We start from the raw sequence: 23179 nt of genomic DNA on the forward strand, positions 1-23179 counted from the left end.
TTTCACGCAACTTCCGTCAGGAGATATTGCGCGGCCCTTTCCGCCCCTGGAGGTCCTTGCCCTGCGGAAGGTCATCGTAGCCGCGGCGGCTGGAGTAGAAAGTCAGCGCCATTAATCCGCAGCCGATGACCAGCGAGAAGAAAATCCCGAGCCCCATGGCGATGTAGCCATGGACCGACATCTCCACATCCGCATGTGACACCCAGCCCTGCCACGCCCACCATATTGTGGCGGCCAGAATGGCCAGAAGAACTGCCGTAACTGCGATACCGCCTCTACTCATGACGAGGCCTTTCTGCATCGCGCGGCCATGAGCGCGCGCCTGCACGCTGGAAACTATGACCGTGCGGCGGGAATTCAAGACCGCATCCGCGGGCCACTATCGCGCCGTCACCGGAAAATCGAATGCGGTGTTTCCGGGTGACGGCATCGAGAAGTGCCACCATTCCAGCCGGTAATTGACAAAGCCCTGTTTCGCCATCGCATTCACGAGGATCTGGCGCCATTTGCGCTGCTGCAGCGTAATCGATTTCGAGTCTGTATGCGCGACGTCGTCGGAACAATCGTAACCGGTGCCCATGTCTACGCTATTGTCCGGCGCGCGAAGGCGCTGCGGCCCGGTGCAATCGGCATAATCGGCCTTCGGATCGAATGGCGCGGCCTTCGCGGCAGGCATCTGAACCAGCGTAAGGTCTACCGCCTTGCCGGTGGAATGCCCGGAATGTCTTGCGACATAGCCAAGCCGGAACAGGTCCGCCTTGCGCATTTTCGGATTATAGCGCCGCTGCGCCGGTGTCTCCTTGCCATCCTGCGCCCACGCATACATGTCGTCGACCGCGCGCTGCGGGCGATAGCAGTCGTACATTTTCAGCGACAGGCCCCGCGGCCTCAGATCATCCTGCACGCGCTTGAGCGCAGCGCCGACGCTGCGCGTGACAATGCACGCTCCAGCTTCGTAACCGTTCAGCACGCGCCCGACAAAATTGTTCGCCGTGGCATAGCGCATGTCCTGCACGATGGTCGGATCAACATCGCGCAGATGGACGAAATCGGGAGGCAGCGGCTGGGCTGCCAATCCGGAACCCGCAATCAGACCGAGTAAACCGGTCGCCGCGGAAATCATTGTTCGCATCGCATTCAATATCCAGGTTCGTCATGGCCGGACTTGTTCCGGCGCTCCACGCCTGAGCAACATCGCAGAGGCGTGGATGCGCGGCATAAAGCCGGGCATGACGGCGATGGGACCATCGACGCCCCTTCGCCATTTTAGCCAAAATCCGACGTATTTACCCTGCCCGGACATCAGCGGGGGAAAACTCCGCGTGGGCCGAATCCGCCTTGCTCCGCCGGGCAAGTCTGCCTATAGCTCTTGCTTTAATGACAACCGCATCGAAATCGAGTTTCGTCCTCGGACACCGGCATTTGCTGGGCATCGAGGGCCTTTCCGTGGCCGACATCACCGGCCTTCTGGACCTTTCCGAAGAGTTCGTCGAACTGAACCGGCAGGTGGACAAGAAGCGCACCAACCTGCGCGGCCGGACCCAGGTCAACCTGTTCTTCGAGGCCTCCACGCGCACCCAGTCCTCGTTCGAAATCGCGGGCAAGCGGCTCGGCGCCGACGTGATGAACATGTCGGTGGCGTCCTCCTCGATCCGCAAGGGCGAGACGCTGATGGACACCGCGGTGACCCTCAACGCCATGCATCCGGATATTCTGGTGGTACGCCATCATGCCTCCGGCGCGGTGGAACTGCTGGCGCAGAAGGTCGACGGCTCGGTCATCAATGCCGGCGACGGCGCGCACGAGCACCCGACGCAGGCCCTGCTGGACGCGCTGACCATCCGCCGCAACAAGGGCCATATCGAAGGCCTGCTGGTGGCCATCTGCGGCGACGTGCTGCATTCGCGGGTTGCGCGTTCCAACATCATCCTGCTGAACACGATGGGCGCGCGCGTTCGCGTGGTCGCGCCCTCCACGCTGCTGCCGCCAGGAATCGAACGCATGGGCGTCGAGGTGGCGCGCGACATGCGCGAGGGACTCGATGGCGCGGACATCGTGATGATGCTGCGCCTGCAGCGCGAGCGCATGAACGGCTCGTTCGTGCCGTCAAGTTCGGAGTATTTCCAGTACTATGGTCTTGACCAGAAGAAACTCGATTATGCCAAGCCGAGTGCGCTGGTCATGCATCCGGGCCCGATGAACAGAGGCGTCGAGATCGACTCCACCGTGGCGGACGGCGCGCAGTCGCTGATCCGCGAACAGGTCGAAATGGGTGTGGCGGTTCGCATGGCGGTGCTCGAAGCGCTCGCCCGCAACCTGCCTAACGCGTGAAACACATGCGCACAGATCGCCGCCCCATCCTGCTCGCCAACGCCCGCCTGATCGACCCGGCCCGGAATATCGACAGTCCCGGCGACGTTCTGATCGCCGACGGCATGATCCGCGATGCCCGCCGCGGCATCGGCGCCGCCGGCGTGCCCGAGGGCACAGACATTATTAATTGCGCCGGCAAGGTCGTCGCTCCCGGCCTCGTCGATATGCGCGCCTTTGTCGGCGAGCCCGGCGCAGGCCACCGCGAGACCTTTGCCTCCGCCAGCCTTGCCGCGGCGGCCGGCGGCATCACCACCATTGTCTGCCAGCCAGACACCAAGCCGGTCATCGACAACTCGGCGACAGTGGACTTCGTCCTGCGCCGCTCACGCGACACCGCGATCGTCAACATTCAGCCCATGGCCGCGCTGACCAAGGGGATGAACGGCGAGGAGATGACCGAAATCGGCCTGCTCAAGGCGGCAGGTGCGGTCGCATTCACCGACGGCGACAAAAGCGTGATGAACGCGCTCGTGATGCGCCGCGCGTTGAGTTACGCCCGCGATTTCGATGCGCTGATTGTCCATCACACCGAAGACCCCAACCTCGTCGGTGAAGGCGTGATGAATGAAAGTGAGTTTGCCTCGCGCATCGGGTTGATGGGTATCCCCAATGCATCGGAAGCCGTGGTGCTGGAGCGTGACATGCGCCTCGTGGCGCTAACCGGCGGCCGCTACCACGCGGCCTCCCTCACCTGCACCGACTCGCTCGATATCCTCAAGCGCGCCAAGGACTCCGGCCTGAACGTCAGCGCATCGGCCTCGATCAACCATCTGACGTTAAACGAGAACGACATCGGTCCCTATCGTACCTTCCTGAAAGTGTCGCCTCCGCTGCGCACCGAAGCCGATCGCGTAGCACTGGTTTCGGCAGTTTCGTCCGGATTGATCGACGTCATCATGTCCGATCACAATCCGCAGGACGTCGAGGTGAAACGCCTGCCGTTCGCGGAAGCCGCCGCAGGCGCCATCGGCCTTGAAACCATGCTGTCGGCGGGCCTGCGCCTCGTTCACTCCGGCGAGGTCGATCTCAAGACGCTGATCCGCGCCATGTCGACGCGCCCGGCAGAACTGCTCGGCCTGCCCGGCGGCTCGCTGCGCCCCGGCTCGCCCGCCGACGTGATCGTGATCGACCTCGATACGCCATGGGTTCTCGATCCGGCGGACCTGAAATCGAAGTGCAAGAATACGCCGTTCGACGAAGCCCGGTTCAGCGGCCGCGTGGCACGCACCATCGTTGACGGACGCACCGTCTATGAACATGTTTAAGTGCGACTCGCCGCACTCAACCTGGACATGTGAGAGATCATGAGCGGTTTTCTGACGGCCTTTGCCCTCAGCTTCGTGCTGGCCTTCCTGTTCGGCTATCTCTGCGGCTCGATTCCGTTTGGTCTGATCCTGACCAAGCTCGCGGGCACGCAAGACCTCCGCTCGATCGGTTCGGGAAATATCGGCGCGACCAACGTGCTGCGCACCGGCAACAAGGGTCTCGCCGCAGCGACCTTGCTCGGCGACATGCTCAAGGGAACCATCGCCGTGATCGTCGCCGGGCATTTCGGTGGACCGAATGCCGCGATTGCCGCCGGCATCGGCGCGTTCGTCGGCCATCTTTTCCCGGTGTGGCTGAAATTCAAGGGCGGCAAAGGTGTCGCGACCTATATCGGCGTGCTGCTCGGCCTGTTCTGGCCCGCCGCGCTGGCGTTCTGCGCGATCTGGATCGCAGTCGCAGTGATCTTCCGCTATTCGTCGCTGGCAGCCCTGGTCGCAAGCCTGATTGTGCCGGTGATGCTGTTCTGGTCGCAGCATACGGCGCTCGCCGCTGTTTTCGCGCTCATGACCGCAGCGCTCTGGATCATGCACCGCGCCAATATTCAGCGGCTGATGAGCGGAACCGAGGGCAAGATCGGGAAGAAGGGGTAACTACCTCCTGCCGCGATCATCGCAACCGTCCTCCGCCCGGCGCGGTAAGGTTGAACGGTTAGGTTAAACCCGGGAACAGGTTGCTCTCTTGCGCGCACCCGTTCAATGAAGCGGGATGAGCGACGATTACGAAATCGACGGTGACGGTAACCGCGTTCTGGTCGGTCTCTCCGTTGCCGAGACCCGGGAATTCCTGAAACTGGAAGAAGCGATCCAGGGCCTGCTCGCCCCCGTCTCGTCGAAGGAATGGAAAACGCCCGACGAACTGCGCTGGCTTGAACTTTACCAGAAGCAGGAGGCGCGAAAGCTGCTGTTTCTCGCAGCCAGAGGAACGGCCCACTGAGCGCAAGCCATTGTCCTCGGCCCGCTCTTGCGCAACACTCCCGCCATGGGGGCCGCGTGGATATCAGGACTTCAGCCACCGCCAGACTGACCGAGGCGCAGCGCATCGACTGGCTGCGCCTGATCCGTTCCGACAATGTCGGGCCACGCACCTTCCGCTCGCTCATCAATCATTTCGGCAGCGCACGCGCAGCCCTGGATCGCCTGCCTCATCTGGCGCAACGTGGCGGCGCGTCAAAAGTTGGCCGCATCTGCACGCAGGCGGACGCCGAGCGCGAGATCGAAACCGGCCGGCGCATGGGCGTCGCCCTGCTGGCGCCAGGCGAATACGGCTATCCGCCTCGCCTCGCATTGATCGACGATGCGCCGCCGCTGCTCGGCGTACGCGGTGTTCTCAACGTTCAGACCCAGCCGATGATCGGTATCGTCGGCTCCCGCAACGCATCCGGCGCGGGGCTGAAATTCGCGCAGACCATCGCACGCGATCTCGGCAATGCCGGCTTCGCCATTGCGTCGGGCCTCGCGCGCGGCATTGATCAGGCTGCCCATCGCGTCACGCTCGATACCGGCACGGTTGCGGTGCTGGCCGGCGGACATGACAGGATCTATCCGGCGGAGCATGAAGACCTGCTGCTCGATATCATCGAACGTGGCAGCGGCGCGATTTCCGAAATGCCGCTCGGTCACAGTCCGCGCGCGCGGGACTTTCCCCGGCGCAATCGCCTGATCTCCGGCGTTGCACTCGGTGTCGTGATCGTTGAGGCGGCGCACCGCTCAGGCTCGCTGATCACTGCGCGCTTTGCCAACGAACAGGGCCGCGAGGTGTTCGCCGTGCCCGGCTCTCCGCTTGATCCGCGCGCGGCGGGGACCAACGATCTCATCAAGCAAGGCGCGACGCTGGTGACGGAAGTCGCCGATGTCATCAACGCGGTTCAGCCGATCATGGGGCGTCCGGTCGAACTGCCGATCGAAGAATCCGGCGATCAGCCTCTCGACGACGAGCCACATGCCGACGAGCGCGAGCGCGTCATCGGCCTGCTGGGCCCCTCGCCGGTCGGCATCGACGATCTGATCCGCATGACGAATGTATCCCCCGCCGTGGTCCGCACCGTCCTGCTGGAACTTGAACTCGCAGGACGGCTGGAACGCCACGGCGGCGGAATGGTATCGCTTCTATAATCACCCGCGATAGATCGGCGCGCCGGCAGGCGATGCGGTTGATCCGCCGTCGATGAAGATTTCCTGTCCCTGAACGTGCGCCGCGTCGTCAGAAGCAAGGAACAGCACGGTCCTGGCGATGTGATCGACCTCGCCCATCCGGCCGAGCGGCGTGCTGGCGGAAATCCGCTTCTCAAGCATCTTCTCGGCTTCAGGCGTCGCGATGCCCGCGCCCCAGATCGGCGTGCGTGTAGCACCTGGCGAAACCACGTTGACGCGGATGCCGCGCGGCGACAGTTCGGAGGCCATCACCCGCGCCATCGCGCGCACGCCAGCCTTGGTCGCCGCATAAGCCGAGTAACCCGGATTGCCGAGCACCGAAATGACGGAGCCATTAAGGATGATCGACGCGTTGTCATTGATGTGTGCGACAGCCGCCTGCACCGTGAAAAACACCGCGGTCAAATTGGTCTTGATGACGGTCTCGAATGCCGCGAGCGTGGTCCCGCCAACCGGCGTGTTTCCCGCGATACCCGCATTGGCGAACACAATGTCGAGCTTGCCGAACTTCTTTGCCGCCTGCGCGACCGCGCCTTCGAGCTGCGCCACGTCGGTGGCATCGGCCTTGATGCCGAAACCGTTCGGTCCAAGTTCCTTGACCGCCGCATCCAGCCTGGCCGGATCCCGGCCGGTGATCGCCACCCGTGCGCCCTCCGCCACAAACAGCTTTGCAGTGGCGAGGCCGATGCCGCTGTTGCCCCCGGTGATGAACGCCGTCTTGCCCTTAAGTCTCATGGATCGCTCCTGCTGGTTGCCAAGCAATGTGGTTTCATATTGCAACTACACTTGCTAGATAGCCACAAGAGTTCTATGATGCAACCAGAATTTTCAACGCGGAGGATTGGCCGTGAAACGCAAGAGTCTTCAAGGTGATGTCTGCCCCATCGCCCGGACGCTGGACGTGATCGGCGACTGGTGGTCGCTGCTGATCATCCGGGATGCGCTCATGGGCGCGCGGCGCTTCAGCCAGTTTCAGAAAAATCTCGGCGTGGCTAAGAACATCCTAACCACCCGGCTGCGGACGCTGGTGACTCAGGGCATTCTGGAGATGAAGCCTGCGTCCGATGGCGGCGCCTATCAGGACTATGTGCCGACGGACAAGGCACGGGCGCTCTTCCCCGTCCTGGTCGCCTTGCGTCAATGGGGCGAAGAGTATGCCTTTACCCCGGGAGAAAAGTTCAGCGCGCTGGTTGATCGCCAAGACGGACAACCGCTGGGCAAGCTGCAAATCCGCGCCCATGACGGCCGTATTCTGGAGCAGGCCGAGACCAAGGTCCTGCCGCCCGCTTCCGCCCTTTAAGTCCTGCTGGAATTGCTCCGCTGGCGCCGGATGAACTCATCCGCTTCCAGCTTCGCCATTTCGAGCAGATGCGCCAGCATGTCGAGCCGATGGCGGTGCGCCAGTTGAGCGAATTCCACCATAGCCCCGGAGATCAGACTTGCGGCTTCGAGCGGACCTCCGTCTCCAGCTCTATCGTCAGACGGCAACACGTCGCCGCGGTTGTTGCGAACGGCCATTCGCACCCCTGTGGAATTCCAGCATGCAAATTTAAGAGCGTTTTTGGATAATACACGTAATACGTGTACAACCACAAGTTACATTGCTTGCGATTTTTGCGGGAAACCAGAGGGTGGAACCGGCGTCCTCACCAGATCCCGATTTGACAGCGGACCCCCTTTTACCCATGTATCGGCCAAGCCAGCCTAGAGGAATCTTGCGATTCCGGCCTGCGTACCCCCGTTAAGTTATTGGAATCAAATGAATCTCGTCATTGTCGAGTCGCCTGCCAAGGCCAAGACGATCAACAAGTATTTGGGCTCCTCCTACGAGGTTTTGGCCTCGTACGGCCATGTCCGCGACCTTCCGGCCAAGAATGGATCGGTCGATCCGGACGCCGATTTCCAGATGATCTGGGAAACCGATCCCAAGGCCGCCGGCCGCCTGAACGATATTGCCAAGGCCCTGAAGGGTGCCGACAAACTGATCCTCGCAACCGACCCTGATCGCGAAGGCGAGGCGATCTCCTGGCACGTCCTGGAGATCATGAAGCAGAAGCGCGCGCTCAAGGACCAGAAGGTCGAGCGCGTTGTCTTCAACGCCATCACCAAACAGTCCGTCACCGAGGCGATGCAGCATCCCCGCCAGATCGACGGCGCGCTTGTCGACGCCTATATGGCGCGCCGTGCGCTGGATTATCTGGTCGGCTTCACCCTCTCCCCTGTTCTCTGGCGCAAGCTGCCCGGCGCCCGCTCCGCCGGACGTGTGCAGTCCGTTGCCCTGCGGCTGGTCTGCGACCGCGAACTCGAAATCGAAAAATTCGTCGCGAAGGAATACTGGTCGCTGCTGGCGACATTAATCACCCCGCGCGGCGACAGCTTCGAGGCCCGCCTTGTCGGCGCAGATGGCCGCAAGCTGCAGCGCCTCGATATCGGCACCGGCGCGGAGGCCGAGGATTTCAGGAAGGCGCTGGAAGCTGCAAACTTCACCGTCACGGCGGTCGAAGCCAAGCCGGCGCGGCGCAATCCGCAGTCACCGTTCACCACCTCGACCCTGCAGCAGGAAGCCAGCCGCAAGCTCGGCTTTGCGCCCGCGCACACCATGCGCATCGCGCAGCGTCTTTATGAAGGTATCGACATCGGCGGCGAGACCACCGGTCTCATTACTTATATGCGTACCGACGGCGTCTCGATCGCGCCCGAGGCGGTCACGCAGGTGCGCAAGGTCATCGGCGAGGACTACGGCAAAAACTACGTTCCGGACTCTCCGCGCCAGTACACTTCCAAGGCCAAGAACGCGCAGGAAGCCCACGAAGCCATCCGCCCGACCGATCTGTCGCGCCGCCCGGCCTCGCTGAAGGCCCGGCTCGATAACGACCAGTTCCGTCTTTATGAACTGATCTGGATGCGCACCGTCGCGAGCCAGATGGAATCGGCGGAACTCGAACGCACCACTGTCGATATCGCCGCCAAGGCGGGCGCGCGCACGCTCGAACTGCGCGCCACCGGCCAGGTGGTGAAGTTCGACGGTTTCCTTGCGGTCTATCAGGAAGGCCGCGACGACGACCCGGACGACGAAGACTCAAAGCGCCTTCCGGTCATCAACCAGGGTGAGAGCGTCAAGCGCGAGAAGCTCGATGTCACCCAGCATTTCACCGAGCCGCCGCCGCGCTTCTCGGAAGCCTCGCTGGTCAAGCGCATGGAAGAGCTCGGCATCGGCCGGCCCTCCACCTATGCGTCGATCATCCAGGTGCTGAAGGATCGCGGCTATGTGAAGCTCGAAAAGAAGCGCCTGCATGGCGAGGACAAGGGCCGCGTCGTCGTGGCCTTCCTCGAGAATTACTTCGCGCGCTATGTCGAGTTCGACTTCACCGCCGACCTTGAGGAAAAACTCGACAAGATTTCCAACAACGAGATCGCCTGGAAACAGGTGCTGGCCGATTTTTGGCGCGACTTCATCGGCGCTGTCGACGACATCAAGGATGTCCGTGTCACTGAAGTGCTCGACGTGCTCGATGCCATGCTCGGCGAACACATTTACGAGCCGCGCGCCGATGGCGGCGATCCGCGCCAGTGCCCGAGCTGCGGCACCGGCAAGCTCAACCTGAAGGCCGGCAAGTTCGGCGCGTTCGTCGGGTGCTCGAATTATCCCGAATGCCGCTACACCCGCCCCCTCGCCGCCTCCAGCGGGCAGAGCGATCGTCCGCTCGGCAAGGACCCGGTCTCCGGTCTTGAGGTCGCGGTAAAGGCCGGCAGGTTCGGTCCGTATATCCAGCTCGGCGAGCCGAAGGATTACGGCGAGGACGAGAAGCCGAAGCGCGCGGGTATTCCGAAGAACATGTCGCCCGCCGATGTCGAACTCGAACTCGCGCTGAAGCTGCTGTCGCTGCCGCGCGACATCGGTCCGCATCCGGAAGACGGCGAAGTCATCACCGCCGGCATCGGGCGCTTCGGTCCGTTCGTGCGTCATGGCAAGACCTATGCGAGCCTCGAAGCTGGCGACGATGTTTACAACGTCGGCCTCAACCGCGCGGTGACGCTGATCGCCGAGAAGGTTGCCAAGGGCCCGAGCCGCCGTTTCGGCGCGGACCCCGGCAAGGAGGTCGGCGACTACCCCGCGCGCGGCGGCAAGATCATGCTCAAGAAGGGCCGTTACGGCGCTTACGTCACCATTGACGGCATCAACGCGACCATCCCCGACAGCATCGAGCCGGAAAAGCTGACCATCGCGGAAGCCATCGCCCTGATCGAGGAACGCGCGACCAAGACCGGCGGCAAGCCCAAGCGCGGCGGTACCAAGAAGACCGCAAAGAAGGCTGCGAAACCTGCCGCTGAAACCAGTGACGACGCCGCATCCGCCAAATCTGCAAAGAAGCCCGCAGCAAAGAAGAAGGCTGCGGCGAAAAAGGCTGCTCCCAAGAAGGACGCAGCCGAGCCCGTCTCCTTGAAGGAAGCTGCCGCCGCCAAGGCCAAGGCATCGAAGGTTGCCGCGGCCAAGGTCACCAAGGTCGCGGAAAAGAAGAGCGCCGGTAAAGCACGCGGATAATGAAAAAGAAAAGCGACGCGACAACTGCCTTTCCCGACCGAGAGAGCATTGTCGCGTTTGTCAGGGCGCATCCGGGCGAAACCGGCACACGCGAGGTCGCGCGGCATTTCGGACTGAAGAACGAATCCCGCGCAGCGCTGCGGCGGATTCTCCGGGAACTTGCCGACGAAGGCGCAATCGCCAAGCAGGGCCGAAAAGTCCGCGAGGTCAAATCCCTGCCGCCGACGCTTGTTGCCGATATTACGGGCCGCGACGACGACGGCGAACTGCTCGCCGCGCCCGCCGAATGGCTCGAAGAAATCGACGGCCCCGCCCCGATCATCAGAATCCACATTCCGCGCCGTGCCGCGCCCGGCACCATTCCCGGCGTCGGCGACCGCGCCTTGCTGCGCGTCGAGAAGCCGGAAAGCAAGCACGACAAGGCCTATCGCGGCCGTGTCATCAAACTGCTCGACAAGACCGCCCACCGCGTTCTCGGAATCTTCCGCCTGATGCCGAATGGCGACGGCCGCATGATCCCGGTCGACAAGAAACAGGCGGGCCGCGAACTGGCGATTGCATCGGCGAATGCCGGCGGCGCGCAGGATGGCGACCTCATCAGCGTCGAACTGATCCGCTCGCGCGGCTATGGGCTGCCCTCCGGCAAGGTGAAGGAGCGTCTTGGCTCGCTGAAAACCGAGAAGGCCGTCAGCCTGATCGCGATTCATGCGCACGAGATCCCGCAGGAATTCCCTGCCGACGCCATCGCGGAATCGGAAGCCGCAAAACCGGCAACGCTGGCGGGACGCGAAGACTGGCGCTCGGTGCCGCTCGTCACGATTGATCCGCCGGACGCGAAGGATCATGACGACGCGGTTCACGCCGCGCCGGACGACGATCCGACCAACAAGGGTGGCTACATCGTCAATGTCGCCATTGCCGATGTCGCCTTCTATGTGCGGCCGAACGCGCCGCTCGACCGTGAAGCGCTCCGCCGCGGCAACTCGGTCTATTTCCCCGACCGCGTCGTGCCGATGCTGCCCGAGCGCATCTCGAACGATCTGTGTTCGTTGAAGCCGGGTGAGCCGCGCGGCGCGCTCGCCGTGCGCATGGTGATCGACAAGGACGGGCGCAAGCGGTCGCACACCTTCCATCGAATCCTGATGCGCTCCGCCGCGAAGCTGTCCTATGCGCAGGCGCAGGCCGCCATCGACGGGCGGCCTGACGATACGACCGGCCCCCTGCTCGATCCGATCCTCAAACCGCTATGGACAGCTTACGCACTGGTGAAGCGGGCACGCGCCGAGCGCGACCCGCTCGATCTCGATCTGCCCGAACGCAAGATCTTGCTGAAGGCCGACGGCACGGTCGACCGCGTGACGACGCCGGAGCGTCTTGACGCGCACCGGCTGATCGAGGAATTCATGATCCTCGCCAATGTCGCCGCCGCTGAAACGCTCGAGAAGAAAGCGCTGCCGCTGATCTATCGCGTGCATGACGAGCCGACCGTCGAGAAGGTTCACAACCTGCGCGAATTCCTCAAGACGCTGGAGATGCCGTTCTCGGCGACCGGCGCGCTGCGTCCCGCCGTCTTCAATCGCATCCTGGCCCAGGTGAAAGGCCGCGACGCGGAACCGCTGGTGAATGAAGTCGTGCTGCGCTCGCAGGCGCAGGCGGAATACTCCGCGGAAAATTACGGCCACTTCGGCCTCAACCTGCGGCGCTACGCTCATTTCACGTCGCCCATCCGCCGATATGCCGATCTTATCGTCCACCGCGCGCTGATCCGCGCGCTGGGGCTTGGCGAAGGCGCACTGCCGGAAAACGAGACGTTTGAAACGCTGAACGAAGTCGCTGCGGCAATTTCGCTCACCGAACGCCGCGCCATGAAGGCCGAGCGCGAAACCGCGGACCGGCTGATTGCGCATTTCCTCGCGGACCGCGTCGGCGCGACGTTCGAGGGGCGAATCTCGGGCGTCACCCGCGCGGGATTGTTCGTGAAACTGACCGAAACCGGCGCGGATGGCCTGATCCCGGTGCGCACGCTCGGCAGCGAGTACTACAACTATGATGAGAATCGCCATGCCCTGATCGGGTCGCGCAGCGGAGCCATGCACCGATTGGGTGACGAAGTGCAGGTTCGTCTGGTAGAAGCTGCCCCGGTGGCCGGTGCGCTGCGGTTTGAATTGCTGTCCGAAGGACGGACCGCGCCGCGTGGTGGCCGCATCCGCGACAACCGCGCGGGCAAGCCGCATCCAGGCGGCAAGACCCGGCCGGGCCGCGACAAGACGAACAGAAAGAAGCCGCGCAAGCCTTCCGGCAGCAAGGCGCGCAAATCGAAAAAGAAGGGCTGATGTCCCTTCAAAGGAGAGATCATGGATAGCCGCACGACGCCTGCAGCAACATGGACCCCGGCGACGCAGGCTCTGCCGAAGCGCGATGTCTGGCAGGCCATGGCGCGCGGCTTTCGCTGCCGCTGCCCGAACTGCGGCGAAGGCAATATCTTCCGCGCCTTCCTGAAAGTCGCGGACGAGTGCTCGGTGTGCGGACAGGATTTCAGCGGCCACCGCGCCGACGATCTTCCGGCCTATCTCGTCATCGTGGTCGTCGGCCACATCATCGTGCCGATCGCGCTCTGGATCGAAACCAACTACGCGCCGTCGATGCTGCTGCAACTGGCATTCTATCTTCCGATCACCCTGGCCGCGTCACTGATCCTGCTGCAGCCGGTCAAGGGCGCCGTCGTCGGATTGCAATGGGCCTTCCGCATGCACGGGTTTGATGAGAGTCTACCGGCTAATGTAGAAGAAGGCACGATTGCGAAGCTGAACGTGGTGAAATGAACGCTCCCGAGAAAGAAGAGAAGGAAGACGACAGTCATCCTTACCGCCGCCCGAAAGATGCCGCGACGCTGATCCTGGTGGATCGCAGCGGAAGCGTGCCCAAGGTTCTGGTCGGCAAGCGCCATGATAAGGTGATCTTCATGCCGGGGAAATTCGTGTTTCCTGGCGGGCGCGTCGATGCCACCGACAATCGCATTCCCGTCGCCGCGGAGATTCCGAAGGCGCTGGAAAAGAAGCTGACCAGCGGCAGTCCGAAGATCGCCCCTGCCCGCGCCCGCGCGCTGGCCGTCGCGGCGATTCGAGAAGCCTGCGAGGAAACCGGGCTTTGTCTTGGCCGCAGGGCCGTTCGCGTGAACGGTGCAGCGGCGAAGCTGACCGGCGAATGGAAACCGTTCGCCGAAGCTGGCCTGCTGCCCGATCCGTCCGGGCTGTTTCTGATCGCCCGCGCGATCACCCCGCCAGGCCGCGTCCGCCGGTTCGACACCCGTTTCTTCACGGCTGATGCTTCCGCCATCGCGCACCGTGTCGAGGGCGTGGTCCATGCCGATGCCGAACTGGTCGAGCTGGTCTGGGTTGAACTTGGCTCGCTGTCGCTGGCCGATCTTCATCAGATGACGAAGCTGGTGCTGCGCGAGCTGGACCAGCGGCTGGCGCAGGGACCGCTCTCCCACGCTGCCGAAGTGCCGTTCTTCCACTTCTATAGCGGCAAGATGCAGCGGGACGTCATCTAGGCCTTGTCCGCCAGACCAGCGGTTTCTTGTATCGGTGCGGACTGTTATGCTGCTGCTTTCCGCAGGCGGCGATATGGCCGCCCTGGACGAGCGAACCACGATTGTATGCGTACGGGTGCCGCCATATCGGTCGCCGCACATGTTGCGGTCCTGACAGCCTGGCTGATGCTCGCGGGTGTGCGCCCGTTCGAGCCGACGACCGCCGAAGCCATCACCATCGACATCGTCACGCCGGAGGAAGCGCCACCGCTTCCCAAGGAGCCGGACTACGATTTCCCGACCCTCGACGAAAAGACCCAGGAAAAGACTCGGGAAAAATCTCAGGAACAGACCGCGCAGAAACCCCAGGAGCCCGCGCAGCAGCAGCCGGCAGAGCCTCCGCCTCCAGCCCCGAGCGATGCCTCAAAGCCGAAGCAGGACGCAAAACAGGCCGCGCTCCAGCAACAGCCTGACCAACCCAAACCTGCTTCGCCGCCACAGCCACGACCTCAGCCGCAGGCGCAGCCGCAAACGCCACCTCCGGCGCAGCCGCAGCAACAGCAGGAGGTGCCGACCGCGGCCCCCGACATCACCTCCCAGTTCGGCATGATGTTCACCCTGCCCGATGCCGGCGCTGCGGGCGACTTCGATGCCAAGGCGACCGCAAAGGCGAACATCTCGCGCGAGGACGCGGCGGCCCTGCGTGCGCACCTGAAAACATGTTCGATCCTGCCGCGCTCGGTCGCGCCGAGCGACAACGTCTCCGTCGTGCTGCGTGTGGCGTTTCGCAAAGACGGCACGCTCGCCGCCGAGCCGCTCCTGATCGAGGCGAGTGCGTCCGAGAAAGGGCCTGCCCTGATGAAGGGCGCAATGGACGCACTGGCCAAATGCCAGCCCTATGCGATGCTGCCGCCGGATCGCTACGATCAGTGGCGCATGCTCGATTTGAGCTTTTCACCGAAGGATTTCCGGGGCGGATAGCGCGGATCGGCGATTCCGGAACTCCCGCACCTGACACCGTCTGGACAGGCTGCGGGAGCCGCAGGCTGGAGCAAAAACGGGAGCCGCCTCGGCCCCAAAAGCCCGCTTTTCAGGCCGGAAGGGGCTGTATTCCCCGCTGAATGGCCAGATCCGGCCGAGCGAGCGGTGCCTTTCCCACCGAAGCCCCCGGCCCACCGGTTTTTGGAATAATCGGCCCTAAAACCTTGACTTTGGGGGTTTCGGAGCTAGGTTGCGGCCCAAACGCGGCCCGGCCTGTCGGGACTGCTACCGATTCCTGACATCCGAGGTTCTGAACATGGCCAAAGCGGTCACCATCAAGGTCAAGCTCGTTTCCAGCGCGGACACCGGCTTCTATTACGTCGCCAAGAAGAACTCGCGCACGATGACCGACAAGCTCGTGAAGAAGAAGTACGATCCGGTCGCGAAGAAGCACGTCGAATTCCGCGAAGCCAAGATCAAGTAATTCCTTCAATCGCCGATTGAACGAAAACGGGGCCTTACGGCCCCGTTTTGCGTTTGAGTGATCTCAGTCTGGCCCGTGCACTTCCCCATCAATGGGACAGCAGCACCCAGCACGGCGGATTCGCCAGAATCGAGCGCGTGGCTCCGCCCAGGATGAACTCCCGCAATCGGGAATGGCCGTAAGCGCCCATCACCAGCAGATCGACCTCCCGGGATGCGACGTAGGATTCCATGAAACTGCCGATGGAATGCTGATCGGTTTTCCTGACATCTTCGTGGATCGCTTCGATTCCAAAGCCGGCCAGATACTCGACGAACTGCTGGGCCTGCGCGGGCGACAGCGGCTTGTCGTCCGTCGCGGTAAACGCCTTCACCGTTTTCGCGCGCCGCAGAAACGGCAAGGCATCGGCAACAGCGCGCGTGGCCTGACGGCTGCCGTCCCATGCCACCGCAACCGTTTGAATGGTGGCTGACAGCGGCCGCACCGGCTCCTCGGGAAAGATCACGACCGGACGGCCCGACTCGAAGATCAGTTTCTCGGCGAGATCGAACTGGTCTTCGGTGTCCTTGCGAAGCGGCTGCACGGTGACATGATGCAGCCGCGCGGCCTCGACCAGATTGCGCGTCATGTCATAGGGCGTCCGGCGTTCGAGCCGGCAGCGATGCATGACCTTGTGCCGGGCTGCTGTCTGCTCGAAATCCTGAACGAGTTGCTGTGCATTGGCCGCGCTCTTGCGCGCCTCCTGCTCGAGAAACTCCCCCATATGCGCGCCTTCAAAGTAAAGGCCCGTCTCGATTTCGATCTCGTACACCACGGCCGAGACGCGCTGCCTGATCGCCGCATGATTTTCGTTCCGGCTCTCCGGCGACAGAAGGCTCTCGCTCAGGCGAAACACCTGTTCGATGGCAGCCTTTGTCGTCGGCTTCGGATAGCTGACAAGCGGAAGCAGGAAATCCCGGATGGCCATGGCGCGAACTCCTTGTTCGCTGAATCTAGCCTGTGACAGGGTGTGCCGGCTTGACGTGGGTCAAAGCTGCGAAAGCCGGAAATTTGAGTTGCATCAAGGCGTCCGGGCGCAACGTTGTCAGACTGGGTTTGTGACCGTCCGTGGAGCCGCACCGGCCGCATCCGAACTCAAAAGGTGATTTCATGAGAGCGCATCACATCATGACCCGCAAAGTCATCAAGGTTACCCCCGATGACTCAATCGCCCACGCCGCAAAGCTGATGCTGGACAACCATGTCAGCGGTCTTCCGGTGGTCGATCTCAAGGGTGAGTTGATCGGCATCGTCACCGAGCGCGACCTGCTGCGCCGGCGCGAAATCGGTACGCAACGAAAAAGGCCTCGCTGGCTGGATTTCATTCTCGGTCCGGGACGGCAGGCCGCCGAATACGTCCAGACCGCCGGACGCCGCGTGGACGAGATCATGACCCGCGACGTTCAGACCGTAACCGAAGATACACCCCTCGCTGACGTCGTCGCGATCATGGAAAAGTATCACATCAAGCGCGTCCCGGTTGTGAACGGCAAGAAACTGAGCGGCATTGTCAGCCGGCAGAACTTCGTGCGTGCGGTCGCCGGTCTTGCGCGCGACGTTCCCGATCCCACCGCGGACGACACCCATATCCATAACCGTATTGTCGCGGAGATCGGTCGCCATGGATGGGGGCCGGGCGGTCTCGACGTTTTTGTACGTAACGGGGTCGTCGATATCTGCGGGATCATTACCGACGAACGCACACGGCAGGCCATCGTCGTCGCCGCCGAGAATGTCGCCGGCGTCAAACAGGTGCATGATCACCTGTACTGGGTCGATCCGGCTTCCGGGACGTATCTTGAGTCCGAGGAAGACAGGTCGAAGGCGAGTTAGGCCGCCGCAGCCACAACCCGGTTACGTCCGTCGTGCTTGGCGCGGTACAGTGCCTGATCGGCGCGCTTGAGGACGGCACTGACCGGCTCACCCTTGGTTTCCAGAGTCGAGATTCCGATCGAAATCGTCACCTCGATCCGCTTGGCGCCCTTCTCGATCGCAAACGGCTCTCCGGCAATGGAGCGGCGCAGGCGCTCGGCGACCATGCCCGCCACATGCAGGTCGGTTTCCGGCATCACGATGACGAACTCCTCACCGCCGAAACGGCAGGCGAGATCAATTCCGCGGATTGACTTGCGGATACGGACCGCGAATTCGCGCAGCACATCGTCGCCCGCGTCGTGGCCGTAGTTGTCGTTGATCGACTTGAAGTAGTCGATATCGAGCATCATCAGCGCCAGAGGCTTGGCTCGCATCGCCGCCTGCTCCGCCAGCGTGGCAAGATGGCTTTCCATGTAACGGCGATTGTGCAACCCGGTCAGCGGGTCGGTGATCGCCATTTCGATGGAGTTCTGCACATTGTCGCGCAGATGATCGGTGTAGCGGCGCTTGCGGACCTGGGTCCGGGCACGCGCCAGCAGTTCATTCTTGTCCACCGGGCGCAACAGATAATCGTTCACGCCTATTTCAAGGCCGCGCAACAAACGTGTGTTATTGTCGGCGTCGGCAATAGCGAGGATCGGTATGCTGCGCGTACGCTCCAGCGAACGCGCCTGGCTGCAGAGCCGCAGGCCATCGAAATTCTCGAGGCCCAGCGATACGATCAGCAGATCGTAATTGCCGTCGGCGGCGTGAAACAGCGCCTCGGCCGGATTGGGCTCAACGTCGACATGGTGCTCGGACGCCAGCACCGGCGCGAGACGCTCGTAGGACGACGGCCGATCATCCACCAGCAGGACCCGGCCGCCCTTCCCTGTATCGGTCACCGCCTCGCGCTCCGGCGCGTTGACGCCAATCTCGAGCGAGGTGATCGCGCGCATACGCAATTCATCGGTCATCATCTTCAGCCGCGTCAGCGAGCGTACACGCGCGATCATGACAACGTCAGACACCGGCTTGGTCAGGAAATCATCGGCGCCGGCATCCAGGCCGCGCACGCGGTCGGAGGGGCTGTCGAGCGCCGTTACCATGATAACCGGAATGAAGTGGGTTTTCGGATTCGATTTCAGCCGGCGGCACACTTCGAAGCCGTCGATATCGGGCATCATGACGTCGAGCAGCACGATGTCGCATTCGGCGCGCTCGCAGATTTCCAGCGCCTGCGTTCCGCAATTCGCCGTCACCACGTCGAAGTATTCGGCAGACAGCCGCGCTTCGAGCAGCTTTACGTTGGCGAGAACGTCGTCAACGACCAGAACGCGCGCGGACATCAAACTCTCCTAGCCGACAAACCGTCGAACCGTCTCAATAAACTTTCCAACCGAAATCGGCTTGGACAAATACGCTTCGCACCCGCCTTCGCGGATCCGTTCTTCGTCGCCCTTCATCGCAAATGCCGTGACCGCGACCACCGGGATCGCACGCAATTCGACATCCGCCTTGATCCAGCGTGTCACGTCGAGACCGGAAACCTCAGGCAACTGGATATCCATGAGAATAAGATCGGGCCGGTGCCTGCGGGCGAGATCGAGTGCTTCAACCCCATTGCGCGTGCCGACCGTCTGATACCCATGAGCCTCCAGTAAATCGCGGAAGAGCTTCATATTGAGCTCGTTGTCTTCCACGATCAGGACGGTTTTGGCCATCCTGGCCCTCCAATTCCCGCAAAATGCCCGTACGTGCTGAAACCATATTCGCCACGCCGTCGTGACTCGGGCAATATCGGCGCAAAATAGAGACGATAAGTTACGGAAAGGCAAACACGATCAATGACAAAGGGACCTAAAAACCCTCAGGAAGTGGCTGAATTCGTTGCCATTCAGGCGCTTTCTTTCCTGGCGGCTGATCCCGAGCGACTGGGGGCATTCCTGACCGAGAGCGGTATCGGGCCGCAGACCCTCCGAACGGCCGCAGCCGACCCCAAATTCCTCGCCGGCGTCCTCGATTTCATCGTCCGCGATGACGCAACCGTGAAGGCCTTTGCCGACGCTTCGCAACTCACGCCGGAAGCCGTCGCCAACGCGCGCGAAGTGCTCGATCCGCGCTGGGAGTGACTGTTGAACAACCACCCGACAGCCGTCTTGCCGGGATTTTGCCGCGACTGCCTGTCGGACGCGGCGGGAAAGGCCATGCGCTGCGCCGCTTGCGGCTCGCCGCGCCTCGTCCGCCACCGTACCCTCGGCGCCCTGGCCCTCGCGCATGTCGATTGTGATGCCTTTTACGCAACCGTCGAGAAGCGGGACAACCCGGATATCGCCGACAAGCCGGTGATCGTCGGCGGCGGCAAGCGTGGCGTGGTCTCGGCGGCCTGTTACATCGCACGCACTTATGGCGTGCGCTCGGCGATGCCGATGTTCAAGGCGCTCGACCTGTGCCCGTCCGCCGTGGTGGTGCGGCCCGATATGGCGAAATATGTTCGCGTCGGACGCGAGGTCCGCCAGGCGATGCTGGCTCTGACGCCACTGGTGGAACCCCTCTCCATCGACGAGGCGTTCCTTGACCTCAGTGGCACGGAACTTGTCCACGGCATGATCCCCGCCAAGGTACTGGCGCGATTCGCCTCGACGATCGAGCGCGAACTCGGCATCACCATCTCCGTCGGTCTGTCGGTGAACAAGTTTCTCGCCAAGATCGCGTCCGACCTCGACAAGCCGCGCGGCTTTGCCGCGCTGGATCAGGACGAGGCGCGCGAGATGCTGGCCGAGCGGCCCGTCGGTTTCATCTACGGTGTCGGCCCCGCCTCGCAGGAGAAACTCGCGCAGCGCGGTTTCCGTCTGATCAAGGATTTGCAGCGCGCGGACGAAACCGACCTGATGAGACAATTCGGCCCCGAAGGACGGCGGCTGTGGCGGCTGGCGCGCGGCATGGATGACCGCAAGGTCGTCGCCGATCGCGGCGCCAAGACGATCTCGAACGAGACCACGCTGGAAACCGACGTCCGGGATTTCGCAACTCTGGAAAAGATTTTGTGGCGGCTGTGCGAGAAGGTCTCGTCCCGCCTCAAGAGTGGCGACCTGTCCGGCTCGACCATCACCCTGAAGCTGAAGACCGCCGATTTTCGCCAGCGCACGCGCTCGCAATCGCTGCAGGTGCCGACCCAACTGGCGACGCGCATTTTTGCGACCGTGCGCGAAATGCTCGCCCGCGAGATTGACGGCACCGCATTCCGCCTGATCGGCGCAGGTGTCAGCGCGCTGCGGCCGGGCGCGGAAGCCGACGACCAGGATTTACTCGACCGCCGCTCGGCTCATGCCGAACGCGCGATGGACAATGTCCGCAAGAAATTCGGCAACGCCGCCGTGATGCGCGGCATCGCCTATGACGGACCGGCGAAGGCAGATTAAACAGCCTCACCTATTTGCAAGGCTTGGTTTCCTTGATGTCGATCTTGCCCATTGCGCCGGCGATGACGAAATCGTTGTAATCCAGCGACAGCGCGCGGGACACGCCGTCCTCGTAAAGTTCAAATGACATCGCATAGACCGGCGTCTGCTCGCCGACATCGGGTTTGGTCGCACGATCATAATAGCTGACCGTGACCGGCCAGCGCGTCAGCGATTTGAACTTGTCGTTGTTGGTCGTCGGATCCGGCGACGCTGGCGCCTTGGTGCCCGGGATCGGCTGTCCGATTACGGTGAGCGTGTTGTAGACCTTCTCGCCGTCGTCGGAGCCGTCATAGACCACCAGTTCGAGCAACGATTTGCCTTCACGCGCGGCCTCGATGATCAGCCGCACCTGCTCGGTCGGAAACACCGCGCCGTCGATGGTGAAGGTCTTGACCTTGGGTTTCTTGAGTTTGACCTTGATGGTCTTGCCTTCGCGCTCGGCGATACCGTCAACCGAGGTCGCGTCGGCGTCGTTCATCCGCGTGTCAATCTTGAAGCGGTAGGTCTTGCCCTCGCCGTCTTCCCAACTGGTGGAACGCAGATCGCTCACGGTGCTCTTGTTCTCGCCGGCGTCGAGTTGCGACACCTGCCGGAATTCTGTCGTATAGCCCTCGCAGGCGCTGCCGCTGAAGTTGTAGAGGATGCGCCCGGTCGCGTTGTTGACACCGGCGTTCCCCCGCGACGTCTTCAGGCTGAGATCGTAGACCGCCTGATGCGAAAGAAAGGCGACGCTTGGCGCGGCGAACGCACCGCTTGCGGATGGTCCAAGACATGCCGCTGACAGCAGCAGCGGCAGGGCAAGCGAACGACAACCTGAAATCCGGCGCCGCATGGCGTCTCCTTAAGAGCGTGAGAATCAAACAATAATAGCCGCAACATTGCGCCGCAACCGGGGCAAAAAACCCAAGATTGTCCAAAAATTCGAGGTCAGGTCATGCATCCGCTGCGCTTGCATGTGGTTTCACGATGGGTGAAATATGGCGCGCCCGGTTCATCTGCACGCTGAAGGTGCACGGGCAAACACGACAAACGTATCGGGGAAACACATGGCGGGAACGGTCGAGCAGAAGTTGAACGAGTTGGGCATCACGCTGCATCAGCCCAATCCGCCAGTGGCGAACTATGTCGGATTTGTACGTACCGGAAACCTGCTGTTCGTCTCCGGCCAGGTCTGCAACACACCGGAAGGCAAGCTGATCGCCAAGGGGAAGCTCGGCGCCGGCGTCACCGTCGAACAGGGTGTCGCGGCCGCGCGCGGCTGCGCCATCAACCTGCTGGCGCAGGTGAAGATGGCGCTCGGCGATCTCGACAAGGTTGCGCGCGTGGTGCGCCTTGGCGGCTTTGTCAATGCGACACCGGATTTCCTCGAAGGACCCAAGGTCCTCAATGGCGCGTCGGATCTGATGGTGGCCGCGTTCGGCGACAAGGGCCGCCATGCACGCACCACGGTGGGCGTCGCCGCCCTGCCCGCGGATGCTGCGGTCGAAGTCGAAGGTATTTTTGAAGTCGCCTGAGCATGATCCCGACCCGTAGGGCCGCGTTAGCGAAAAGTGGGCACCGGTTTTCGGATCAGATCATGCACATTGAAAAAAGCTAACGATGTCCCGCTCCCCCCCGTGGCTGACGGCGCGGCCGATCGCGCATCGCGGCCTGCATGATCGCGCGCGCGGCATCATCGAGAACATGCCGTCCGCGATCAACGCCGCGGTCGCAGGAAACTTCGCCATTGAAGTCGACCTGCAGCCCAGCGCCGATGGCGAGGCGATGGTGCATCATGACTATGCGCTGGGCCGTCTCACCGAGGGCACCGGCGAGTTGCTATCCCTGACAGCGGAGCAACTCAAGCAGGTCGCGTTCAAGAATACCTCCGACCGGATGATGACGCTCGGCGATCTCTGTGCGCGCGTCGGCGGACGGGTGCCGCTGGTGCTGGAAATCAAAAGCCGGTTCGATGGCGACCGGCGGCTGATTGCCAGGATGGCCGAAGTGCTCGCCTCCTATCGCGGACCGGTAGCGGCGATGTCGTTCGATCCCGATCAGGTTCTGGCGGTGCGCGAACGGATGCCCGAGCTGACACGCGGCATTGTCGCGGAACGTCACTACACCGACGGCGAATGGAAACGGCTGCCGCCGGAAACAATTCATCAGATGACGGGCCTGCGTCATGCTTTTCGCACGCAGCCGCATTTCGTGAGCTACAGCGTCAACGACCTGCCCGCCCCCGCGCCATGGATCGCAAGGAACGTTTTCGGCTGCGCGCTCATCACATGGACTGTGCGAACTCCGGAACAACAGGCCAAGACCTTTCGCTATGCCGACCAGATGACCTTCGAGGGTTTCATCCCGGAATAAGCCGAAAGAAGCGCTCCCGGAGACTTGAAGTCATCTGCCCGAAATCCGATTTATAGTGCTGAACATCTCGTTTTCTCTCGG

At 62.6% G+C, this 23179-nt stretch carries 25 protein-coding genes; 17 read left to right on the plus strand and 8 right to left on the minus strand.

Annotated elements, in window-relative coordinates; genetic code table 11:
- Positions 1-16: 16 nt before the first annotated feature.
- Together HMPREF9696_RS06400 and HMPREF9696_RS06405 are read right to left on the minus strand one after the other, a co-directional pair.
- Positions 17-361, minus strand: a complete 345-nt coding sequence (locus HMPREF9696_RS06400) for a hypothetical protein (RefSeq protein ID WP_430642286.1) — start codon at positions 359-361, stop codon at positions 17-19.
- A gap of 18 nt (positions 362-379) precedes the next feature.
- Positions 380-1132, minus strand: coding sequence for a M15 family metallopeptidase (locus HMPREF9696_RS06405; RefSeq protein WP_002712153.1), 753 nt, complete (start codon positions 1130-1132; stop codon positions 380-382).
- A 245-nt stretch (positions 1133-1377) separates the two neighbouring features.
- Between HMPREF9696_RS06405 and HMPREF9696_RS06410 the strand changes: the two genes are divergently transcribed.
- The 5 genes from HMPREF9696_RS06410 (at position 1378) to dprA (ending at position 5810) form a co-directional block, all read left to right on the plus strand.
- A complete protein-coding gene (locus tag HMPREF9696_RS06410; RefSeq protein WP_002712154.1) occupies positions 1378-2331 on the plus strand; it encodes an aspartate carbamoyltransferase catalytic subunit in 954 nt (317 codons plus the stop codon).
- Between the two features lie 5 nt (positions 2332-2336).
- Positions 2337-3638, plus strand: coding sequence for a dihydroorotase (locus HMPREF9696_RS06415; RefSeq protein ID WP_002712155.1), 1302 nt, complete (start codon positions 2337-2339; stop codon positions 3636-3638).
- Between the two features lie 39 nt (positions 3639-3677).
- Positions 3678-4289: a glycerol-3-phosphate 1-O-acyltransferase PlsY gene (gene plsY / locus HMPREF9696_RS06420; protein ID WP_002712156.1), complete on the plus strand. Its 612-nt coding sequence runs from the start codon at positions 3678-3680 to the stop codon at positions 4287-4289.
- A 115-nt stretch (positions 4290-4404) separates the two neighbouring features.
- Positions 4405-4632, plus strand: a complete 228-nt coding sequence (locus HMPREF9696_RS06425) for a hypothetical protein (RefSeq protein ID WP_002712157.1) — start codon at positions 4405-4407, stop codon at positions 4630-4632.
- 56 nt (positions 4633-4688) lie between these two features.
- Complete coding sequence (gene dprA, locus HMPREF9696_RS06430) at positions 4689-5810, plus strand: DNA-processing protein DprA (RefSeq protein ID WP_002712158.1); 1122 nt, start codon at positions 4689-4691, stop codon at positions 5808-5810.
- Here the strand turns inward: dprA and HMPREF9696_RS06435 are convergent, their stop codons facing one another.
- The gene (locus tag HMPREF9696_RS06435) at positions 5811-6584 is read right to left on the minus strand and encodes an SDR family NAD(P)-dependent oxidoreductase (protein ID WP_002712159.1); all 774 of its coding nucleotides are present in this window, start codon (positions 6582-6584) and stop codon (positions 5811-5813) included.
- A gap of 112 nt (positions 6585-6696) precedes the next feature.
- Between HMPREF9696_RS06435 and HMPREF9696_RS06440 the strand changes: the two genes are divergently transcribed.
- On the plus strand, positions 6697-7149 hold the full coding sequence (locus HMPREF9696_RS06440; protein ID WP_002712160.1) for a winged helix-turn-helix transcriptional regulator: 453 nt from the start codon (positions 6697-6699) through the stop codon (positions 7147-7149).
- On the opposite strand, the gene HMPREF9696_RS06445 is transcribed toward HMPREF9696_RS06440, so the two are convergent.
- A complete protein-coding gene (locus HMPREF9696_RS06445; RefSeq protein WP_002712161.1) occupies positions 7146-7367 on the minus strand; it encodes a hypothetical protein in 222 nt (73 codons plus the stop codon). The genes HMPREF9696_RS06440 and HMPREF9696_RS06445 overlap by 4 nt on opposite strands.
- A gap of 241 nt (positions 7368-7608) precedes the next feature.
- On the opposite strand from HMPREF9696_RS06445, the gene topA reads away from it, so the two are divergent.
- The 6 genes from topA (at position 7609) to rpmG (ending at position 15389) form a co-directional block, all read left to right on the plus strand.
- Positions 7609-10392, plus strand: a complete 2784-nt coding sequence (topA, locus tag HMPREF9696_RS06450; protein WP_002712162.1) for a type I DNA topoisomerase — start codon at positions 7609-7611, stop codon at positions 10390-10392.
- A complete protein-coding gene (rnr, locus tag HMPREF9696_RS06455) occupies positions 10392-12725 on the plus strand; it encodes a ribonuclease R (RefSeq protein WP_002712163.1) in 2334 nt (777 codons plus the stop codon). The genes topA and rnr overlap by 1 nt, the downstream gene beginning before the upstream one ends.
- 21 nt (positions 12726-12746) lie before the next feature.
- Complete coding sequence (locus tag HMPREF9696_RS06460) at positions 12747-13214, plus strand: DUF983 domain-containing protein (RefSeq protein WP_002712164.1); 468 nt, start codon at positions 12747-12749, stop codon at positions 13212-13214.
- Positions 13211-13945, plus strand: a complete 735-nt coding sequence (locus HMPREF9696_RS06465; RefSeq protein ID WP_002712165.1) for an NUDIX hydrolase — start codon at positions 13211-13213, stop codon at positions 13943-13945. Before HMPREF9696_RS06460 ends, HMPREF9696_RS06465 begins: the two co-directional genes overlap by 4 nt.
- Before the next feature lie 105 nt (positions 13946-14050).
- Positions 14051-14905, plus strand: coding sequence for a hypothetical protein (locus HMPREF9696_RS06470; RefSeq protein ID WP_002712166.1), 855 nt, complete (start codon positions 14051-14053; stop codon positions 14903-14905).
- Positions 14906-15221: 316 nt separating this feature from the next.
- A complete protein-coding gene (rpmG, locus tag HMPREF9696_RS06475; protein WP_002712167.1) occupies positions 15222-15389 on the plus strand; it encodes a 50S ribosomal protein L33 in 168 nt (55 codons plus the stop codon).
- Between the two features lie 88 nt (positions 15390-15477).
- Here rpmG and HMPREF9696_RS06480 read toward each other — a convergent pair whose 3' ends face one another.
- The gene (locus HMPREF9696_RS06480; RefSeq protein ID WP_002712168.1) at positions 15478-16356 is read right to left on the minus strand and encodes a universal stress protein; all 879 of its coding nucleotides are present in this window, start codon (positions 16354-16356) and stop codon (positions 15478-15480) included.
- 182 nt (positions 16357-16538) lie between these two features.
- Here HMPREF9696_RS06480 and HMPREF9696_RS06485 point away from each other — a divergent pair, with 182 nt between their 5' ends.
- Complete coding sequence (locus tag HMPREF9696_RS06485) at positions 16539-17261, plus strand: CBS domain-containing protein (RefSeq protein ID WP_002712169.1); 723 nt, start codon at positions 16539-16541, stop codon at positions 17259-17261.
- On the opposite strand, the gene HMPREF9696_RS06490 is transcribed toward HMPREF9696_RS06485, so the two are convergent.
- The gene (locus tag HMPREF9696_RS06490) at positions 17258-18631 is read right to left on the minus strand and encodes a PleD family two-component system response regulator (RefSeq protein ID WP_002712170.1); all 1374 of its coding nucleotides are present in this window, start codon (positions 18629-18631) and stop codon (positions 17258-17260) included. The genes HMPREF9696_RS06485 and HMPREF9696_RS06490 overlap by 4 nt on opposite strands.
- Positions 18632-18640: 9 nt before the next feature.
- On the minus strand, positions 18641-19006 hold the full coding sequence (locus HMPREF9696_RS06495) for a response regulator (RefSeq protein WP_002712171.1): 366 nt from the start codon (positions 19004-19006) through the stop codon (positions 18641-18643).
- Between the two features lie 123 nt (positions 19007-19129).
- Between HMPREF9696_RS06495 and HMPREF9696_RS06500 the strand changes: the two genes are divergently transcribed.
- Both HMPREF9696_RS06500 and HMPREF9696_RS06505 read left to right on the plus strand, forming a co-directional pair.
- Positions 19130-19414 carry a DUF3572 domain-containing protein gene (locus tag HMPREF9696_RS06500; protein ID WP_002712172.1) on the plus strand — a complete coding sequence of 95 codons (285 nt, stop codon included), beginning with the start codon at positions 19130-19132 and terminating at the stop codon, positions 19412-19414.
- 3 nt (positions 19415-19417) lie between these two features.
- Positions 19418-20704 (plus strand): DNA polymerase IV, encoded by a 1287-nt coding sequence (locus HMPREF9696_RS06505; RefSeq protein ID WP_040301223.1) that lies wholly within the window; start codon positions 19418-19420, stop codon positions 20702-20704.
- A 10-nt stretch (positions 20705-20714) separates the two neighbouring features.
- Here HMPREF9696_RS06505 and HMPREF9696_RS06510 read toward each other — a convergent pair whose 3' ends face one another.
- Positions 20715-21578 (minus strand): cell envelope integrity EipB family protein, encoded by an 864-nt coding sequence (locus tag HMPREF9696_RS06510; RefSeq protein WP_002712174.1) that lies wholly within the window; start codon positions 21576-21578, stop codon positions 20715-20717.
- Positions 21579-21792: 214 nt separating this feature from the next.
- Here HMPREF9696_RS06510 and HMPREF9696_RS06515 point away from each other — a divergent pair, with 214 nt between their 5' ends.
- Positions 21793-22260, plus strand: coding sequence for a RidA family protein (locus HMPREF9696_RS06515; RefSeq protein ID WP_002712175.1), 468 nt, complete (start codon positions 21793-21795; stop codon positions 22258-22260).
- 85 nt (positions 22261-22345) lie between these two features.
- Positions 22346-23098 (plus strand): glycerophosphodiester phosphodiesterase, encoded by a 753-nt coding sequence (locus HMPREF9696_RS06520; protein WP_002712176.1) that lies wholly within the window; start codon positions 22346-22348, stop codon positions 23096-23098.
- Positions 23099-23179 lie beyond the last annotated feature (81 nt).

Source organism: Afipia clevelandensis ATCC 49720 (genome assembly GCF_000336555.1).
GTDB classification, from domain to species: Bacteria; Pseudomonadota; Alphaproteobacteria; order Rhizobiales; family Xanthobacteraceae; genus Afipia; species Afipia clevelandensis.

What these genes read in the sequence shown, in the direction of transcription:
- HMPREF9696_RS06485 (WP_002712169.1), top strand. Translation starts at nt 16,539, where the DNA reads ATGAGAGCGCATCACATCATGACCCGCAAAGTCATCAAGGTTACCCCC.
- HMPREF9696_RS06415 (WP_002712155.1), top strand. Translation starts at nt 2,337, where the DNA reads ATGCGCACAGATCGCCGCCCCATCCTGCTCGCCAACGCCCGCCTGATC.
- HMPREF9696_RS06510 (WP_002712174.1), bottom strand. Translation starts at nt 21,578, where the DNA reads ATGCGGCGCCGGATTTCAGGTTGTCGTTCGCTTGCCCTGCCGCTGCTG.
- HMPREF9696_RS06425 (WP_002712157.1), top strand. Translation starts at nt 4,405, where the DNA reads ATGAGCGACGATTACGAAATCGACGGTGACGGTAACCGCGTTCTGGTC.
- rnr (WP_002712163.1), top strand. Translation starts at nt 10,392, where the DNA reads ATGAAAAAGAAAAGCGACGCGACAACTGCCTTTCCCGACCGAGAGAGC.
- HMPREF9696_RS06445 (WP_002712161.1), bottom strand. Translation starts at nt 7,367, where the DNA reads ATGGCCGTTCGCAACAACCGCGGCGACGTGTTGCCGTCTGACGATAGA.
- HMPREF9696_RS06470 (WP_002712166.1), top strand. Translation starts at nt 14,051, where the DNA reads ATGCGTACGGGTGCCGCCATATCGGTCGCCGCACATGTTGCGGTCCTG.
- HMPREF9696_RS06465 (WP_002712165.1), top strand. Translation starts at nt 13,211, where the DNA reads ATGAACGCTCCCGAGAAAGAAGAGAAGGAAGACGACAGTCATCCTTAC.
- topA (WP_002712162.1), top strand. Translation starts at nt 7,609, where the DNA reads ATGAATCTCGTCATTGTCGAGTCGCCTGCCAAGGCCAAGACGATCAAC.
- HMPREF9696_RS06435 (WP_002712159.1), bottom strand. Translation starts at nt 6,584, where the DNA reads ATGAGACTTAAGGGCAAGACGGCGTTCATCACCGGGGGCAACAGCGGC.
- HMPREF9696_RS06500 (WP_002712172.1), top strand. Translation starts at nt 19,130, where the DNA reads ATGACAAAGGGACCTAAAAACCCTCAGGAAGTGGCTGAATTCGTTGCC.
- HMPREF9696_RS06410 (WP_002712154.1), top strand. Translation starts at nt 1,378, where the DNA reads ATGACAACCGCATCGAAATCGAGTTTCGTCCTCGGACACCGGCATTTG.
- HMPREF9696_RS06515 (WP_002712175.1), top strand. Translation starts at nt 21,793, where the DNA reads ATGGCGGGAACGGTCGAGCAGAAGTTGAACGAGTTGGGCATCACGCTG.
- HMPREF9696_RS06495 (WP_002712171.1), bottom strand. Translation starts at nt 19,006, where the DNA reads ATGGCCAAAACCGTCCTGATCGTGGAAGACAACGAGCTCAATATGAAG.
- HMPREF9696_RS06490 (WP_002712170.1), bottom strand. Translation starts at nt 18,631, where the DNA reads ATGTCCGCGCGCGTTCTGGTCGTTGACGACGTTCTCGCCAACGTAAAG.
- HMPREF9696_RS06480 (WP_002712168.1), bottom strand. Translation starts at nt 16,356, where the DNA reads ATGGCCATCCGGGATTTCCTGCTTCCGCTTGTCAGCTATCCGAAGCCG.
- HMPREF9696_RS06405 (WP_002712153.1), bottom strand. Translation starts at nt 1,132, where the DNA reads ATGCGAACAATGATTTCCGCGGCGACCGGTTTACTCGGTCTGATTGCG.
- plsY (WP_002712156.1), top strand. Translation starts at nt 3,678, where the DNA reads ATGAGCGGTTTTCTGACGGCCTTTGCCCTCAGCTTCGTGCTGGCCTTC.
- HMPREF9696_RS06460 (WP_002712164.1), top strand. Translation starts at nt 12,747, where the DNA reads ATGGATAGCCGCACGACGCCTGCAGCAACATGGACCCCGGCGACGCAG.
- rpmG (WP_002712167.1), top strand. Translation starts at nt 15,222, where the DNA reads ATGGCCAAAGCGGTCACCATCAAGGTCAAGCTCGTTTCCAGCGCGGAC.
- HMPREF9696_RS06520 (WP_002712176.1), top strand. Translation starts at nt 22,346, where the DNA reads ATGTCCCGCTCCCCCCCGTGGCTGACGGCGCGGCCGATCGCGCATCGC.